At 43.8% G+C, this 16821-nt stretch carries 21 protein-coding genes and 1 other annotated feature; of the genes, 1 reads left to right on the top strand and 20 read right to left on the bottom strand.

Going from position 1 to position 16821, the window contains the following annotated elements; translation table 11 throughout:
• The gene (locus CSV73_RS06045) at positions 1-1749 is read left to right on the top strand and encodes a GMC family oxidoreductase (RefSeq protein WP_099626866.1); all 1749 of its coding nucleotides are present in this window, start codon (positions 1-3) and stop codon (positions 1747-1749) included.
• 80 nt (positions 1750-1829) lie between these two features.
• On the opposite strand, the gene isdG is transcribed toward CSV73_RS06045, so the two are convergent.
• The 20 genes from isdG to CSV73_RS05945 all read right to left on the bottom strand — a co-directional run bounded on the left by isdG (position 1830) and on the right by CSV73_RS05945 (position 16801).
• Positions 1830-2150, bottom strand: a complete 321-nt coding sequence (isdG, locus tag CSV73_RS06040) for a heme oxygenase (protein WP_099626865.1) — start codon at positions 2148-2150, stop codon at positions 1830-1832.
• A 146-nt stretch (positions 2151-2296) separates the two neighbouring features.
• A complete protein-coding gene (locus CSV73_RS06035; RefSeq protein ID WP_099626864.1) occupies positions 2297-3022 on the bottom strand; it encodes a YebC/PmpR family DNA-binding transcriptional regulator in 726 nt (241 codons plus the stop codon).
• Positions 3023-3034: 12 nt separating this feature from the next.
• Complete coding sequence (locus tag CSV73_RS06030) at positions 3035-3904, bottom strand: phosphotransferase (protein ID WP_085131014.1); 870 nt, start codon at positions 3902-3904, stop codon at positions 3035-3037.
• A gap of 6 nt (positions 3905-3910) precedes the next feature.
• Complete coding sequence (locus CSV73_RS06025; protein WP_158232292.1) at positions 3911-5011, bottom strand: LysM peptidoglycan-binding domain-containing protein; 1101 nt, start codon at positions 5009-5011, stop codon at positions 3911-3913.
• A gap of 458 nt (positions 5012-5469) precedes the next feature.
• Positions 5470-6354: a prephenate dehydratase gene (pheA, locus tag CSV73_RS06020; RefSeq protein ID WP_099626862.1), complete on the bottom strand. Its 885-nt coding sequence runs from the start codon at positions 6352-6354 to the stop codon at positions 5470-5472.
• Positions 6355-6385: 31 nt separating this feature from the next.
• The gene (locus tag CSV73_RS06015; RefSeq protein WP_085131017.1) at positions 6386-6841 is read right to left on the bottom strand and encodes an ACT domain-containing protein; all 456 of its coding nucleotides are present in this window, start codon (positions 6839-6841) and stop codon (positions 6386-6388) included.
• A 27-nt stretch (positions 6842-6868) separates the two neighbouring features.
• Positions 6869-8164 carry a GTPase ObgE gene (gene obgE, locus CSV73_RS06010; RefSeq protein WP_085131018.1) on the bottom strand — a complete coding sequence of 432 codons (1296 nt, stop codon included), beginning with the start codon at positions 8162-8164 and terminating at the stop codon, positions 6869-6871.
• A gap of 3 nt (positions 8165-8167) precedes the next feature.
• On the bottom strand, positions 8168-8701 hold the full coding sequence (locus CSV73_RS06005) for a Spo0B domain-containing protein (RefSeq protein ID WP_085131019.1): 534 nt from the start codon (positions 8699-8701) through the stop codon (positions 8168-8170).
• A gap of 328 nt (positions 8702-9029) precedes the next feature.
• The gene (rpmA, locus tag CSV73_RS06000) at positions 9030-9323 is read right to left on the bottom strand and encodes a 50S ribosomal protein L27 (RefSeq protein WP_085131020.1); all 294 of its coding nucleotides are present in this window, start codon (positions 9321-9323) and stop codon (positions 9030-9032) included.
• A 12-nt stretch (positions 9324-9335) separates the two neighbouring features.
• A complete protein-coding gene (locus CSV73_RS05995; protein ID WP_085131021.1) occupies positions 9336-9662 on the bottom strand; it encodes a ribosomal-processing cysteine protease Prp in 327 nt (108 codons plus the stop codon).
• Between the two features lie 6 nt (positions 9663-9668).
• Positions 9669-9977, bottom strand: coding sequence for a 50S ribosomal protein L21 (rplU, locus tag CSV73_RS05990; RefSeq protein WP_085131022.1), 309 nt, complete (start codon positions 9975-9977; stop codon positions 9669-9671).
• Positions 9978-9990: 13 nt separating this feature from the next.
• Positions 9991-10067: a sequence feature (ribosomal protein L21 leader region), on the bottom strand.
• Between the two features lie 70 nt (positions 10068-10137).
• Complete coding sequence (locus tag CSV73_RS05985; RefSeq protein WP_099626861.1) at positions 10138-10755, bottom strand: metalloprotease; 618 nt, start codon at positions 10753-10755, stop codon at positions 10138-10140.
• The gene (locus CSV73_RS05980; protein WP_085131024.1) at positions 10752-11294 is read right to left on the bottom strand and encodes a peptidoglycan DD-metalloendopeptidase family protein; all 543 of its coding nucleotides are present in this window, start codon (positions 11292-11294) and stop codon (positions 10752-10754) included. Before CSV73_RS05980 ends, CSV73_RS05985 begins: the two co-directional genes overlap by 4 nt.
• A gap of 100 nt (positions 11295-11394) precedes the next feature.
• Entirely contained in the window at positions 11395-12195 is an 801-nt protein-coding gene (gene minD / locus CSV73_RS05975) for a septum site-determining protein MinD (RefSeq protein ID WP_085131025.1), read from the bottom strand.
• 1 nt (position 12196) lies between these two features.
• Positions 12197-12868 (bottom strand): septum site-determining protein MinC, encoded by a 672-nt coding sequence (gene minC / locus CSV73_RS05970; protein WP_085131026.1) that lies wholly within the window; start codon positions 12866-12868, stop codon positions 12197-12199.
• 19 nt (positions 12869-12887) lie between these two features.
• On the bottom strand, positions 12888-13409 hold the full coding sequence (gene mreD, locus CSV73_RS05965; RefSeq protein ID WP_085131027.1) for a rod shape-determining protein MreD: 522 nt from the start codon (positions 13407-13409) through the stop codon (positions 12888-12890).
• The gene (gene mreC, locus CSV73_RS05960) at positions 13406-14299 is read right to left on the bottom strand and encodes a rod shape-determining protein MreC (RefSeq protein ID WP_085131028.1); all 894 of its coding nucleotides are present in this window, start codon (positions 14297-14299) and stop codon (positions 13406-13408) included. Before mreC ends, mreD begins: the two co-directional genes overlap by 4 nt.
• 24 nt (positions 14300-14323) lie before the next feature.
• Positions 14324-15337 (bottom strand): rod shape-determining protein, encoded by a 1014-nt coding sequence (locus CSV73_RS05955; protein ID WP_085131029.1) that lies wholly within the window; start codon positions 15335-15337, stop codon positions 14324-14326.
• A gap of 169 nt (positions 15338-15506) precedes the next feature.
• A complete protein-coding gene (gene radC, locus CSV73_RS05950; RefSeq protein ID WP_085131030.1) occupies positions 15507-16205 on the bottom strand; it encodes a RadC family protein in 699 nt (232 codons plus the stop codon).
• The gene (locus CSV73_RS05945; protein ID WP_099626860.1) at positions 16205-16801 is read right to left on the bottom strand and encodes a Maf family protein; all 597 of its coding nucleotides are present in this window, start codon (positions 16799-16801) and stop codon (positions 16205-16207) included. The genes radC and CSV73_RS05945 overlap by 1 nt, the downstream gene beginning before the upstream one ends.
• Between the last annotated feature and the right edge of the window lie 20 nt (positions 16802-16821).

The raw sequence follows: 16821 nt of genomic DNA, 5'->3' as shown, positions 1-16821 counted from the left end.
ATGGCTAAAAAATTAGAAAAAGTAGACGTTGTAGTCGTTGGTAGTGGTTGGGCTGGCGGAATTGTTTCAGCTGAACTTTCCAAAGCAGGCTATAAAGTCGTAATGTTGGAACGTGGTAAAGATCAAACACGTTCAGATTTTATAGGTGTTAAAGATGAACTACGTTATACAAACAGACATGAAATGATTGAAAAATTAACAGGCGATACGATTACATCTCGTGTTTCGATCGGCGATGCTGCATTACCTGTACGTTTACAAAAAGATATGAATACGGGGACAGACCTTGGTGGCGGAAGTATGCACTGGGCAGGTTCCGTATACCGCTGGCGTTCTTATGACTTCGAAATTCGTTCGAAAACAATTGAACGTTACGGAGAAGGTAAAATTCCAGAAGGGATGCAAATCCGTGACTGGGGAATTACTTATGACGAATTAGAGCCTTATTATGCTAAATGGGAACAAACGGCTGGGATTTCAGGAGAACCAGATCCACTTGGAGACAAGAGATCAAATGAATATCCAAACCCGCCAATGTTAGCTTCACCTGCGATTAAACTTTTCAAAGAATCTGCAAAAGAAATCGGTTTACACCCGTATCAAATGGCTTCTGGAAACATGTCGCAAACGTATACGAATCCTGATGGTGAAACGTTGAACCAATGTATGTTCTGTTCATTCTGTACAATGTACGGCTGTGACTTCGGTTCAAAATCAGATCCTCTTGCAACAGTTATCCCAACTGCACGAAAAACAGGTAACTGTGAAATCAGAACCAATTCACTCGTACGAAGAGTTATACACAAAGACGGTAAAGCGACGGGCGTTTTATATACGGATACAAGAACTGGTCAAGAATTTGAACAACCAGCTGATGTTGTCGTTCTTGCGGCATTCACATTCTCAAATAACCGCTTACTGATGTTATCGGATATTGGTGAAATCTATAACCCTGAGACTAGAAAAGGAACGATTGGCCGTAACTTCACGGGACAATTCAACAGTACTTTCCTAGGGGCTACAGGATTCTTTAATGACAAGAAATTCAACTACTATATGGGTGCTGGTGGATTGGGTGGCGCTGTAAGTGATTATGACGCTGACCTATTTGACCACACGGATTTAGACTTCATTCATGGTGGCGGAATCGAACTTCGTCAATACGGAGATGCGGCGATTAAGAATAACTTTGTCCCTAAAGGTACACCAACATGGGGTGAAGAGTTTAAAGAGAAATCTCTATTCTACGCTTTCCGTACATTAACGGTTTGGTACTCGGCAGCAGTTATGCCTTGGTGGCACAACTTCATGGACTTAGATCCTACTTATAAAGATGAGTTTGGAGATCCATTATTACGTATTACAAACAAACTAACAGAACAAGATAAGAACATTGCGAAATTCGGTATTGAAAAATGTACTGAAATCGTTGAAGCAATGGGCGCGGATATTATTGATCAAGACGAATTACCAGATCAATTTGACCACGCTTACGAAGGTATGCACTATATTGGCGGCGTAGCGATGGGTGAAGACCCAGAAACGTCTGCAGTAAATAACTACTTACAATTGTGGGAAATGGAAAACTTATTCGTCGTTGGCGGATCTGCACTACCTCACTTTAGTAGTCACCACCCTACACCAACAATCGGTGCCCTTTCATACCGTGCAGCTGAAGGTATTGAAAAATACTTAAAAGAAAATGGCGGTCTCTTAACGAAACCAAAATCTTCTAGCGTCAAAGCATAATATCTATAATATCACCTCTCACTTGGCAGTATGAAAGTGAGAGGTGTTTTTTTCTAAAAAGCTAAACACGGTGCTTGCGGTCACATCGCAACGATCGGATCCCGTACTACCCTAACATCATAGAATGATACTTTATTGCTAATAACATAGCCCGGCTGTCCGTCGCGGTGAGAATGCGCTTCCTTGAATGCATCGCTTTTCGTCCATGCCTCAAAAGCTTGTTTTGATTCCCAACGGGTACTGATCGTCACTTCGTCATAGTCTGGTAAATTGTCCGTGAACAATACTTCTAGACCTAAAAACCCTTCCATCTGCTCTACTTTTCCTTTTTTATCAAAACGCGTAACCAATTCATGTCCACGATCTTTAATAATCTTATTGGTGTTTGTTACGATAATCATATTTATTTCCCCCTTTTATTCAACTTAAACATATAAATTCTTTAGCAATTAACTTAAATGATAATGAATCTCATTATCATTGTCAACCACTAAAAAGCCAGTCAACAACTTTACTTACTTGAAAGTTGTTGACTGGCTAGTATTCTTTACGCATCCGACGCATTAGAGTAGACGTTTTGAACGTCGTCGTCATCTTCTAACGCATCGATCATATTCATAAACTGATCTTGTTGCTCTTCACTCAAATCCGCATAAACGGATGGAACCATATCTACTTCTGCAGAAATAAATACTAAATCTTCCGCTTCAAGCGCTTCTTTTACATTCAGGAATTCAGAGGGTTCCGTCAGAATTTCAAATCCATCTTCTGTCGAAATAACATCTTCAGCTCCTGCTTCCAAAGCCGCCAGCATGACTGCGTCCTCGTCCGTTTCTTGCGTACGTTCGATGAACAAACGGCCTTTGCGTTCAAATAAATAGTTGACGGAGCCAGTCTCTCCTAAACTACCGCCATTTTTATTGAATGCCACGCGCATATTGGGTCCCGTACGATTACGGTTTTCTGTCAAAGTATATACGAGGACAGCCACACCGCCCGGTCCGTACCCTTCGTAGATCACTTCTTCGTAGTTTTCATCCGCACCCGAACCTGTTGCTTTATCAATTGCCCGCTGAATAACATCATTCGGGACATTGGCACTCTTTGATTTATCGATTGCTAGACGTAAAGCTGGATTCGTGTCTGGATCGTCTCCGCCAGACTTTGCTGCCACGTAAATTTCACGCGACATCTTCTGAAAGATCTTTCCTCGTTTTGCATCCTGTGCGCCTTTTCTATTTTGGATATTTTTCCACTTTGAATGGCCTGCCATGGATCAAACCTCCTACTTCATCATTCGCTCTATATCATACCATAATCTCGGCCAATGCGAGAGCGCGGTATCTGTGAAATGCAGAAGTTTGCTGGCCATCCGTTGTTGTTGCACTAGGGGCAACGACAACAGATGTAACCATTCTCGGAGGACCTCATTCGGATATAATAATTTCGCAAGAGACTGGTTTGACAAGGTTTGTAGCGCCGGATGCTCACCCATCAAAAACGTCGGATTATAGGAAATCTGTGGCAACACACGATGCATCCACAACACACGTTCATCCTCTTCCGTTCCAAGGCATGCTAAATCAAAATCGATAAAGCGGATATTGCCATTCGAGTCACGCAAAATATTATGATGTACGACATCACCATGCAACAGCGTCAAGGAATGTACAGGAGGTGGTTCTTTCTTGGCTATCTGTAACGCATCCTGTCCGTACTTTAATAACTGATCGATCGTTGAGGAAGCTAGAAACGCTCCACACATTTCCCTCAACTCTTCAAACCGCGCAAGCCGGACTTCCCACTTCTCAATCATATGATAATGCGGAAGACAGGAAATCGATTGCCAATCAATCGTATATTTCGTTTCATGTAATGCTTGCAGCGCACGGAACGAATCGATGCGGTCAATTCTGCGCTTAAAGTTCACCGCTTTCGCATTTTCGAGCCACGGCTGCATGATTAACAGCGGATCTGATTTATCGACAATTGGCAAGATATACGGAAAATGTTGTGCACTAAGTAATTGATGAACTTGCCGAACTTTTACAGCTTGAGCGAGTGATGCATACTTCTTAACAGAATACATTGCTCCGCCTGATTCCATTTTCCAGACATTCTTTTTGATTTTGGTAAATCGCTGATTGTCTGCCATATGCGGTTACTGGTTTCGTTGCCAGTCCTCCGGTATTGGCATCGGTTGATGTGGAGGTGTATTACACCCACAATCACTCTGATAACCTGGAGGTTGTGGCCACATCGGTTGCATTGGCATTGGGATCATATGCGGATACGGCATCCATTGCATTGCAGGCATGCATTCTGGTTGAGTCGACCATTGAGGCTGAACCGGCCAATTCGGCGAACAATGTGGCTGATTTGACGGACACCATGATGGCGGTATATCTGCTTTAGGCGGCATCGTGGGTTGTTGCGGCATCGGCATCGGTGCAGGCTGTTGAGGCTTTGGCTGCATCACAGGCGGTTTCGGTTGAGGCATCGGTTTCATGTGTAATGAACTCGATTCGATCAACTGCCAACCGTCTGGCATAGGTGCAGGTACCGGTTTATGGTGATGCGGTGACTCTTCACACCACTTGGATGACTCTTTTGGCGGCATCGGTTTGATGGGCGCCTGCATCGACGGTGGCATCGGTGGCATTGGCTGCATCGGTTGGTGAGGCATATGTGGATGGCAGTCCGCATCGAAAATTGGCATCCATCCGCAAATCGGGAATACTGCCTGCCACATCGGTGGAGCCTGCATACTTGGCGGCATCGGCATATGAGGCACTGCCGGTGAAGTCTGCTGTTGTTGCGGCATAGGTGGCGGTGCGGGCTGCTGTTGCATCGGCGGTACTTGCGGCAAAGGCTTCTGCTGCATCGGCGGCATCTGTGGCGCTTGTGGTAGCGGCGGCACTGGTTGCTTCGATGGTTTCGTTTGTGGAGGTGCCGGCTTAGAAGGCTTCTCCTGGTGTGGCGGCTTCATCGGTTTTTCATGATGTGGTTTCTCATGATGTGGTTTCTCATGATGTGGTTTTTCATGATGCGGTTTTTCGTGCGGCTTCTCCTGCGGTTTCGTGTGATCACCTTTATGATGAGGCTTTTTCTTATCCATCGGCAAAAATATTTTCATGCCGGGAACGATATAGTCAGGATTCGCCAGGTGCGCATTCACCCGTTTCAGTTCCTCGAACGGTATACCGTATTGTCTTGCGATCTTCCATAATGTATCACCCTTGACGACAATATGAACTTCCACTAACAATTCCCCCTTCCATCAATCCATCGTATGAACGGACGCCTACTTTTGTGACAATATGTGTAGGCCTCCTCTCTTGTTATGTATATTCATCAGGGACTTGTTTATTCCAAATAAAAAACCACCCTGTGGAATAGAGGATGGTGGAATGAAGACAGTTCAATTAGAGAGTGTATGGGATTTCCGCTCCGGCTAGGAACGCTTTCCGGTGGGCGTGGCTTGAGCCGCCGCTTCAATCCTACGTTTATAGCGGATGGACATAGAACTCTTATTTATGATTGTGCATGAATTAGTAAAGCCCTTGAACTTAGTTAAGTTCAAGGGTAGATTTAGTCCTATTTCCAGTGCAGTTACCTATTACAAGCCAATATACAATACACGTTAATAAGCATCACGGTTGTGGCACATCTTTGCACTAGTGAAGAATTGGCTCACCTTGGGGCAAGTCCAGCCTGTCCTTAAGAAACAAATTCCCCAGATTCATAAACATAGTACGTTCCAAACGAGCGAGCTGTGCAACCTAACGCGTCAAGCTCTTCCATGGCGCCCTTCATCATAGGATGCTCCTCCGACTCATTAATATCAATAATAAAGAAATAATGGCCGAGACCCGTCTTCAACGGCCGCGATTCAATCTTGCTCAAGTTCAATCGACGCCACGAGAACACTGATAGAATCTGATGTAGCATCCCTGGACGGTCGTCTTCAGGCAACTTCACCATCAATGTCGTCTTCATCGAAGAAGCATGTCTCGAATGCTCCAGCTTCTCCTTACGCAACGACAACACGACGAAACGTGTGTGATTGAAGTGGAAGTCGTGAATATTCTCTTCTGCTATATGTAAGCCGTACGTTTCTGCTGCCAAACGGTTGCCAATTGCCGCAACACGTAGTTCTGGCTGTTCAGAAATCATTTTCGCTGCTGCTGCCGTTGACGTTGTCTGAATCAACGGAATCCCTCGGTAACGATATTGCAAAAACTTGTGACATTGTGCTAAAGCATGCGGATGAGACTGAATCGAATCCAATTCATCTAAATGATCGATCTGCGTTTTATTCACCAACATATGCTGCTCAATCGGAGTGGAAATTTCAGCCGTAATAAACAACTCTTCACTATTGAATAAATAATCAATCGTCAACGGTACGGAACCTTCGAGTGCATTCTCTAGTGGAACGACCGCATACGCGACATGTCCTTGTGTCACCGCTTCTATACAATCAGGAATCGTCGGACGTGGCGTTAAGCCTTCCATACCGAATAAATCGGACGCTGCAATATGGGTGAAGGATGCTTCAGGTCCCAAATACGCAACGGAAGGTACATACTTCTTATCTGTCATGATTCTTTCATCTCCCCACTGATATAAGAGGTCAGAAAACCCCTGAACTAATTAAGTCAACGGAATCAATAAATCGAGGTGCTTTGAGTCGCTGTAAAAACGCTTCTACTTTAATTTCCATTTCCGTCACATCCAGCGATAACGTAATATTGGCGCGCCCCTGTACAGGAATCGTCTGGTGAATCGTCAATACATTACATTTCGCCTCTGAGACGATTTCCAAAAGCACAGCTAAGGAACCTTTTAAATCTTCCAGTTGAATAAAAATCGTTAAAATCCGGTCCCGTGCGATCGACTCGAACGGGAACACGGCATCACGATATTTATAAAAGGCACTGCGTGACAGTCCGACCCGTTTGGTTGCTTCTTGGATCGTCGTCACCTCGCCCCTTGCCATCATTCGTTTAGCTTCCAGCATTTTCTGCATCGACTCAGTCAATACATCTTCGCGCACTAAATAAAACTGGCCTTCCCCGATTTGTTCCATTTTGCTCCCCCCAAAACGAGCCATTCCTTACTCCAAGAACTCGAATTCGTAACTCATGATACGTACGATATCGCCATTTTTCGCACCACGTTCACGCAATGCTTCGTCGATTCCCATACCACGCATCTGACGAGAGAACTTGCGAACTGATTGATCGAAGTTGAAATCGGTCATCTGGAACAAGCGCTCCAACGTATAACCAGACAACATAAACGCCCCATCATCGTCACGCGAAATAATGAAATCAGGGCCAGTCGATTCGTGTTTATACAATACAGAGTTGCTAGCTTCTTCTTCATCCGCATCAGTCAACATCGGGAATTCCGGTGTTGTTTCAAGCAGGTCTAAAATAGCATATAGCAATGGGTCTAAACCCGTTCTCGTCAATGCTGAAATCGGGAATACTTGAATCTCTTCATCACCGAGTGCTTCTTTGAATGCCTCTAAGTTGTCTTGCGCATCCGGCATATCCATTTTATTCGCCACAATAATCTGTGGACGTTCAGTCAATCGCATATTGTACTGTTCAAGTTCTTTATTGATCGTCTGATAGTCTTCGAATGGCTCACGACCTTCAAGTCCCGACATATCGATGACGTGGACGATAACACGCGTACGTTCGATGTGACGCAAGAACTGATGGCCAAGTCCAATTCCTTCATGCGCGCCTTCAATCAATCCCGGCAAATCTGCCATAACGAATGTACGGTGATCATCCGTTTCGATCATTCCAAGATTCGGAACTAAAGTGGTAAAGTGATAATCCGCAATTTTCGGCTTAGCTGAAGACACGACTGATAATAACGTCGATTTCCCGACACTTGGGAATCCAACAAGACCAACGTCAGCAAGAACTTTTAATTCAAGGATAATATCCTTACTAACACCTGGCTCGCCTTTTTCAGAAAGCTCTGGCGCTGTGTTCTGTGGCGTAACGAAACGGCTATTACCGCGTCCTCCACGCCCACCGCGCGCGATGACTGCTTGTTGGCCATGTTCAACCAAATCGGCGATAATCGTTTCGGTTTCCGCATCTTTGACGACTGTGCCAGGTGGAACTTTCACGATCATATGCTTACCGCTGCGACCGTGCATATTCTTACTTTGACCGTGTTCTCCACGATCCGCTTTAAAGTGACGCTGGTAACGGAAATCCATTAACGTACGCAGCCCTTCATCCACGATAAAGATGACGTCTGCGCCCTTCCCACCATCGCCACCGGATGGTCCACCATTGGCTATATATTTTTCACGACGGAACGAAACCATACCATCGCCACCGTCGCCACCTTTTACAAATACTTTCACGTGATCCACAAACATAATTTATAATCCTCCTAATTGTCCACTGATGGTAAACGTCCATTGATTCGGTTCACCTAGGACTTCGACCGTAAGCTGAGATGAATGTTCTGGGATGTCTAGTTGCTTTGCGTACAGCTCGGTAAATGTCAGTTGCATACTCCAAGATGCAATTTCTGTCGTAACTTCAATCGTCACCGGACAATCTGCGTAGCGCTGAATTTGCGCTTCTACAGCCAGCACAATTTGTTCCAAGTATTCGACTAATAATTGGTCGATTTCACTTGAATCAATTTTTTCTGTAATATCACAATACAGTTGCACCTTTAGAACTGGATATCGCCACCCAAGTGTCGTGATCCACTCTTCGGTAAGAGGCATGTCTAATTTCTGAAGTAATGCCTCTCGCTGCATATCCCCCGTTTTCTCAAGAATGCAGTTTCGCGCTTCTGTATATTTCCCCATATCAATATTCATAAGGATTAATTGCAGATCATTCATGTGATCGTGCCGACTAAATCTCACTGCTTGCGACACATTTAGCTCATTCTTCCCCATATTTTCACCACCAGCTGTTTTCGTACTTCTTAGTATAGCATTTTCACGCGCAAATCACTAAAAAAATCTTCACCGTGGGACAAATTGCATGAAATTAATGGACAATCTTCATCAAAATGAGTCAAGCGCTCATTATTTCCTCGTAAGCGATCAATAAAACCTGTATCCGCTCACAAAAACGATCAAGCGATCATACACACTTGCTACCCGCTCTATCAACTAGGCTAAGCGCTCATACTTTCCCTACAACCGCTCATAGCAATAATCTTGACATAAGAAAAAGGACTGCAACAAGTGCAGTCCTCTTTCACATCGTCATGCTATCCAATTAAGCTTCTTGCGTTGCTGCTGGGTAGACACTGACTTTCTTTTTGTCGCGGCCAAGACGTTCAAAACGAACGACGCCATCGATTTTTGCGAATAGAGTATCATCTCCACCGCGTCCAACGTTTTCACCTGGGTGAATTTTAGTTCCACGCTGGCGATAAAGGATTGATCCACCGGAAACCATTTGTCCATCTGCGCGCTTAGCACCAAGACGTTTCGAATGTGAATCACGACCGTTCTTAGTAGAACCTACACCTTTTTTCGATGCGAAAAACTGAAGATCTAAACGTAACATAGCTGCCACCTCCTACTTTTCAAAGGATAATTTTATATAATCTGCATAGTCTAATTCAATCGTTTGTAAAGAAATAATCATTGCTTGCAAGAGTAGCTGAACTTGTGCATCTTGTTCCGTTACCGGAAACGCGACACGTAAGTATCCACCATCCGCACCTTGATCCACATCGGGTTCAATCGAAGTCAACTGCATAATAGCATTTACCGCACCAAATGATACGGCAGAAGCACCAGCGCAAACTAGATCTTGTCCGTGTTCTGCAAAGTTTGCATGACCATCCATCTCAAAAACTGAGATGCGCCCAGAAGGCTCTTTTATAATTCTGACATGTATCATGCCGGATTATAGATTGATTCCGTCAATAACGATTTTCGTGTATGGCTGACGGTGTCCTTGTTTTTTGCGATAGTTTTTCTTCGCCTTATATTTGAAAACAACAATTTTCTTTGCGCGGCCTTGCTTGACAACCTTACCTGTTACAGTTGCGCCTTCTACGAATGGAGCACCGACTTTAACGTCATCTCCGCCCACCATTAGCACCTTGTCAAAAGTTACCACTTCATCAGCTTCACCAGCAATCTTCTCAATGAAGATTTCTTGGCCCGCTTCAACTTTGATTTGTTTTCCACCAGTTTCAATAATTGCGTACATACTTGCACCTCCTCTAATTATACAGACTCGCCTTGACAGGTGATTCAACCTACGAATACTTGAACCTGTTTAGTGCGGTTGTAGCACGGGTGCTACAATCAATAACAGTAAAATATTATCACATAGAAAAGAGCAGGTCAAGCATTATTCCTATAATCTTTTAAAAGAAGGAAGTTTCTTTTTTAGTGAGCTGCTCAAAGACCCGCTCATACCTTCTAAAGCGATAGGAAATAATGTTTTGCACTGCTAAAAATGAAGTGATAATTACGAGGGGCAAACTATCCGGCAAGTACGCAATAAAAAATGCACACAGTGATGCGGACACAACAATTGAGTACAGTAAGAAATTTGAGCGTGTAGTGTATTTCGTTGCTTCAGTCTCAAGCAAAATAGACACTACTTGTCCACCGTCAAGTGGGAGAATGGGTAATAAATTCACGCTTAGCAAGATCATCTGAATCTTTAAAAACTGCGCATCACCCGGGAATGTCAAACACATGCCAAGTACTAGCAAAACGGCTGTCGCGACAGGTCCTCCGAGTGCCACGATCAGCCGTTGCTGTTTATTTGCCAACTGCCGATTAACAAATTGCAATTCCCCTCCATACGGTAAGATAGTACAACTTCTAATTTTCATTCCGACGTGTCGAGCGGCCAATACGTGTCCAAGTTCATGAAAAAGTAAAGAAAATAAGAGCATCGCATACAAGGACACACCTCCGACGATCATGAAAAATAAAAAGATTGGCAACAATACCGGATGAATACGATACTTCATTGCTGACCGCCTGACATATACGTTGCCAGCACGGTAGGCTCTAGCGGTATCCCATTGCGTTTCACGCGAATATACACCGCTTCCTCATCCATCATCGCAATCTCATCCCCAAGCCTCACAGCCGTATATGGAAGCGTCGAGAACGAGCCTACAAATCCATACGTTACCTCATCACCGTTATCGTACTGAACAGTCACCGTCTTTCCTGACTGCCTTGTATAGCCTGTAAAGACGACTAATCCGCTTCCTTGTGATGTAATCGACATAGGTTGAGTATAGGAGATGATCGCACCATCTTGATAGGGCTGGAACGATTCGTACGTCTTCAATGGATTAAATGCTGCATCACTTGATACCGTGATGACTTCATCTTCTGCCATCCAAGAAGAAACCCACTTCTTCATCACAACAAAATCTTTCCCTGTCGTCACATATTGCGTAATGGGTATATTGACTAACTGACGTTCTTCTAGTTTTGATAAACCTACAACAGACACTAACAGCACAATGGCAATGATCCACTTTGTTTTCCATTTCATCACGTCCCCTCCCTTACCTGCAGTGTATGAAAAGAAGGAGAATTAAATGACGAATGAAAAAAACTCAGCACCATAAAAGGCACTGAGTTTTGAAATTGAATTATTTGCCGAACATATTTTTGATCTTGCCGAAGAAACCAGCTTTACTTTTCTCCATCGTCATCAATGGCACAGACTCACCTAAGATACGTCGTGCAATGTTGCGATAACCAATTGCAGCAGGGTTTGTCGGGTCCATCACGACAGGTTCGCCTTTATTTGAAGCAGAAATAACATTTTGATCATCCATCACGATACCTAATAAATCAATCGATAAATGCGTCGTGATTTCATTGACATCCAATGTTTCGCCACTTTCCATCATACCGCTTCTAATACGGTTAATAATCAATTTCGGCGGTTCAAGTTCTTCTTCAGCTTCAAGCAGTCCAATAATACGGTCTGCGTCACGCACAGCGGAAATCTCTGGAGTGGTTACGACAATCGCGCGGTCCGCACCAGAAATCGCATTTTTGAACCCTTGCTCAATTCCTGCTGGGCAGTCAATCAAGACGTAATCATAATCCTGTTTTAATTCTAAAACTAGCTTCTTCATCTGTTCCGGATTCACGGCACTCTTATCAGTCGTCTGTGCTGCTGGCAGCAAGAACAATCGATCCTCGAAACGTTTATCTTTCACAAGAGCTTGATGTACTTTACAACGCTCTTCCACCACATCGACCAAATCATAAATGATCCGATTTTCTAAGCCGAGAATTACGTCCAAGTTACGCAGACCGATATCTGTATCGATTAAACACACTTTTTTTCCTTGTAACGCAAGAGCGGTACCAAGATTGGCTGACGTTGTTGTTTTTCCAACGCCACCTTTACCAGAAGTAATGACAATTGCTTCTCCCAAATTATATACCTCCCTTAAATGTAGCAAGGTCCGGACGTAAATATCGGAGCTCCTGAAGACGGTCTATCGCAATCTGCCCATTCTTTTGAAGATACGCACATTCCATTTCAGGTTGCTCAGAAAGAATCGTCAATTCGTCGGTCATGATTTCGATCTTATCCGCAATTTTCAGATGCGTCGCCTCCAGCCAAGATGCAGCAATGACTGCATCTTTATTGCCTTGTGCTCCCGCATGTGCAATGCCTTTTACACGACCCAGTACATAGATACTACCGCCTGCAATGACTTGCGCACTCTGATTCACATCACCGATAATGACCAAATCGCCATCAGCCTTTACGACCTGACCCGATCGAACGATTCCTATATAGGTTTCGGACTGCTTCTCGATCAACTTTCTCTCACACTCTTTTAACGAAATGACGTCACTATGTACCTTCGAAACTCGCAAATGAGGAGAAGTATGAATGACCGATTGAATCTTGTTCATGTCTTTCTCGTCACAATAACGATGCCCCAGATGCAACTGTACTTCAGACACACCTTCAAGTACGCTGCTCTGCACTTTTTCTTTCAACTCACTTAGCAATTCGGTAAATGCACAATGGTCATCCAATCGTAAGACTAAGCCGTCTTTTGTTCCTTTTATCGTTATCAACTGTGATTTCGTCACCTACATCACCTCACAATACTTAAAAACCTGCTTGTTTTTGAAAAAATCTTTTCTCTGTAATCTGTTTGAATAGATAGCCGAACATCACGATAAATAATGAATTCGCAATCATTGTCGGAACGAGTCGACTCGTGAAGAATTCGCCAAAATCAATAGACGTTAACGCAATCACACTAGCAAAAAAGTACGACAACAATTCCAGTACCACAATCATTACTACTGATAATACCATAACCGTCACGGTATGACGCTCAATTTGTCGAATTATTAATGCCGCAACGTAACAAATCAGCGGATACATGAATGTGTATAATCCAATAATATCAATATGATACATATCATACAACAGTCCGAGGACAAATCCGTAAATAATCGCTCGCTTGCTATTATAATACGTCGCAATAAAAATTAAATAGACAATTAAGAACCTAGGCACCATGACATATAGATCACCTTTTATTTCAATCGGTGAAAACAGACTGAAAATAGGTTCCAAGAAAAATAACAGAATAGCAATTAAAGGAATGATGAATCGGATCATGACTCATCGTCTCCTTTAGTATCTGCGGAGTTGCCCCCGTCAGTCCCATCGACAACCGTCATGGTACGCTTTGCAATCATCACATGATCTAGTCGTGAGAAAGTAGCTGCCGGTTTTATATAGGCCAGTTTCGTCAGACCATAATCATCCGTGGAAACTTCGGTTACTTCCCCTATTAAAATACCTTTAGGGAAGATTCCTCCGAGACCAGAAGATATCACTTGCATCCCTTTTTTTACATTGAAGCTCGAATCTAGCCGCTTCATGATCAACTGTCCCGCAGTCCGATCGTATCCTTCGATCAAACCGAACATTTCTTCTTCGCCAACTACCATAGCCGCCACACGGAAATCGCTGTTTTCAGTCGAAATCAATTCGACTGTGGACGTGAATGGAGTCGACAAAATGACTTTCCCGATCAGACCTTGCGCCGTCATGACCGCCATATTGACGTCCACTCCAGATGTCGTTCCTTTGTCGATGATGATCTTCTCTTCCCATTGATCGGGATTGCGTGAGATCACCGTGGATTGAATCGGCTCAAATGCGCGCAGATCTTCTTGCTTATCAATGATTCCCCGCAATTTCACATTATTTGCTTTGACATCCACTAACTCCGCTTGCATGGCGGCATACGTTTCCAGACGCTCTTTTAATCGTTTGTTTTCTTCGTATGTATTAAGCATCGTATCAATATTTTCAATCAGTCCCGTTACAAAGTGGGCTGGTTTCGTAACAAGCGACTGCCCAAAACCTACGACATCCTTCACTGCTTGTTCCGGTACATTTGCATGATCTCGGTCGCGAAGTGAAAATGCAATTAATGCCACAAGGACGATTACTCCTATTAATAAAATGATTAATCGTTTATTGGAAAAAAAACGCGGCATTGCCTACATCTCCTCCAATTTATATTATGATTGAATTCTCTTAATGAGCTCTAAATTATCCAACGCCTTGCCCGTTCCAATTACAACACAGTCAAGTGTGTTTTCTGCTACGAATGCAGGCATTTTTGTTTCTTCGGAAATTGCTTTATCGAGGTTACGAAGTAATGATCCGCCACCCGTTAAGACTATTCCACGCTCCATCACATCGGATGCCAATTCAGGTGGTGTCTGCTCAAGTGTCTTTCTCATACCTTCAATAATCAAATCCATCGGTTCACGCAATGCTTTCGTGATTTCCTGCGAATTAACTTCCATCGTTTTTGGCAACCCTGTCAATAAGTCGCGACCGTGGATGTCCATCTTTTCCGTCTTATCCAAATCAAACGCCGAACCAATTTGTATTTTGATATTTTCAGCAGTACGTTCACCGATCATCAATTTATATTCTTTACGGATATACGTTATGATAGCCGAATCCATGGAATCTCCACCTACACGGATCGAAGTACTCGTCACGATGCCGCCTAGAGAAATGATAGCCACTTCCGTCGTACCTCCACCTATATCGACGACCATACTGCCGGTTGGTTCCCACACTGGCAAATCCGCACCAATTGCAGCCGCAAAAGGTTCTTCGATCGTATACGCTGCTTTCGCTCCCGCTTGTTGCGCAGCATCAATCACCGCGCGTTGCTCAACGGATGTAATCCCATATGGCACACAAACCATGACAGTCGGCTTCGTCCAGGAAGTTCCTGTTGATTTTAACGCTTCTTTTAAATAATGACGAATCATGGCAGTTGTTGTTTCAAAATCTGCAATAACTCCTTCTCGCATCGGGCGAATAGCCACGACTGAACTCGGTGTCCGACCGATCATTGCATGGGCTTTACTGCCTACCTCTACGATTTCACCAGTCGTCGTATTTTTTGCTACGACGGAAGGTTCCCTTAGCACAATACCTTTATCCTTAATGAAAACTAGAGTATTGGCTGTCCCCAAGTCAATTCCTACGTTTCTTGATCTGAAACCAAACAAGTCAATTCTCCCTTTCTATAAAACCATCATCGGTATTCTTAAAAGCATACACCACATTATAACGGAAAGGTAACTTAATTTACAGTGTCACTACGCCGGTTTGCAAAAAACATCGAAAAAGAGACTGATTTCCCAGTCTCTCCACTTTCTTACGATAAATTTCATGCTTTTAGATATAGCCTTTGTCTTTTAAACTAATGAATTTCTGATCACCGATAATGATATGATCGAGCACATCCACGCCCATAATTTGACCTGCTTCCATCAGTCGTTTCGTTACTTCAATGTCTTCTCTTGAAGGTGTCGTGTCGCCACTCGGATGATTATGGGAAATAATCATCGATGCGGCCGACCGTTTAAACGCTTCACGGAACACTTCGCGCGGATGTACGATGGAAGAATTCAAACTACCAATGAAAATCGTCTGCTTATGTAACACTTCATTTTTTACATTCAAAAATAATACCACGAAATGTTCCTGGTTCAACGACGACATATCCGTCATTAAATAATTTGCGGCGTCTTCCGGTGAACGAATTTTATAACGTTCATGCGGGGCTGTCCGATACAAACGCTTGCCGAGTTCTGCTGCGGCTAATAACTGCACCGCCTTGGCTTCACCAATTCCTTTAATCTTCGTCATCTCATCCACTGTCAGCTCTTTCAAATCTTGCAAACGGTCAATCGTCGACAAGACACGGTTAGCAAGTACGAGAACAGACTCCGAGCGTGAGCCTGAGCGCAACAGAATCGCCATCAGCTCTTGATTGGATAAACTACTCGCCCCTTCCCGTATTAAACGCTCACGGGGTCTGTCAGCGATATGCACATCGCGGATCATCATTTGCGGGGCTAGATCAAGTGGCATTACGCATCACCTTCTAAAATCAGCAACCCTTCTTGACGCATACGATTGACTAGTTCACTGATCGGCAACCCTACAATGTTTTGATAATCGCCTACCATATTTTCTACAAACAGCATCCCTTGTGTTTGGATGCCGTATGCACCTGCTTTATCTGAAGCATCGCCTGATTTCACATAAGCATGAACAAGCTCTTCATCCAGCTTCCTAAATTTCACTTGAGACAAACCAGCAAATTGTATCTTCTTCTCGTTTGCTAGAATTGTCACGCCCGTAATCACTTCATGCAACTCTCCAGACAGCTCCATCAAGAAATCAATGGCTTGCGCGTCATCTTCAGGCTTCGGGAATACTCTGCCTTCTCTAACAACAATCGTATCTGCGGCAATGACAATCTCTTCTTCTGATTCAAATACCGCGCGCGCCTTTTGCTCAGACAGACGGACCGCATACTCATATGGCTCTTCTGGCGTAAACGGTAAATTCTCGTCTACTTCACTCGGTCTCACGGTGAAATCAATTCCTGCTAACTGCAATAGTTCTTTACGTCTCGGCGAAGAAGATGCGAGAACGATAGGATTTAGACTGATAAATTTCATTGGAACAACCCCCTTTTTCA

It is taken from the genome of Sporosarcina sp. P1 (assembly GCF_002743155.1).
Taxonomy (GTDB): Bacteria; Bacillota; Bacilli; order Bacillales_A; family Planococcaceae; genus Sporosarcina; species Sporosarcina ureae_B.
The sequence above is the reverse complement of the archived record's forward strand: the minus strand, read 5'-3'. Positions and strand labels throughout refer to the sequence as shown.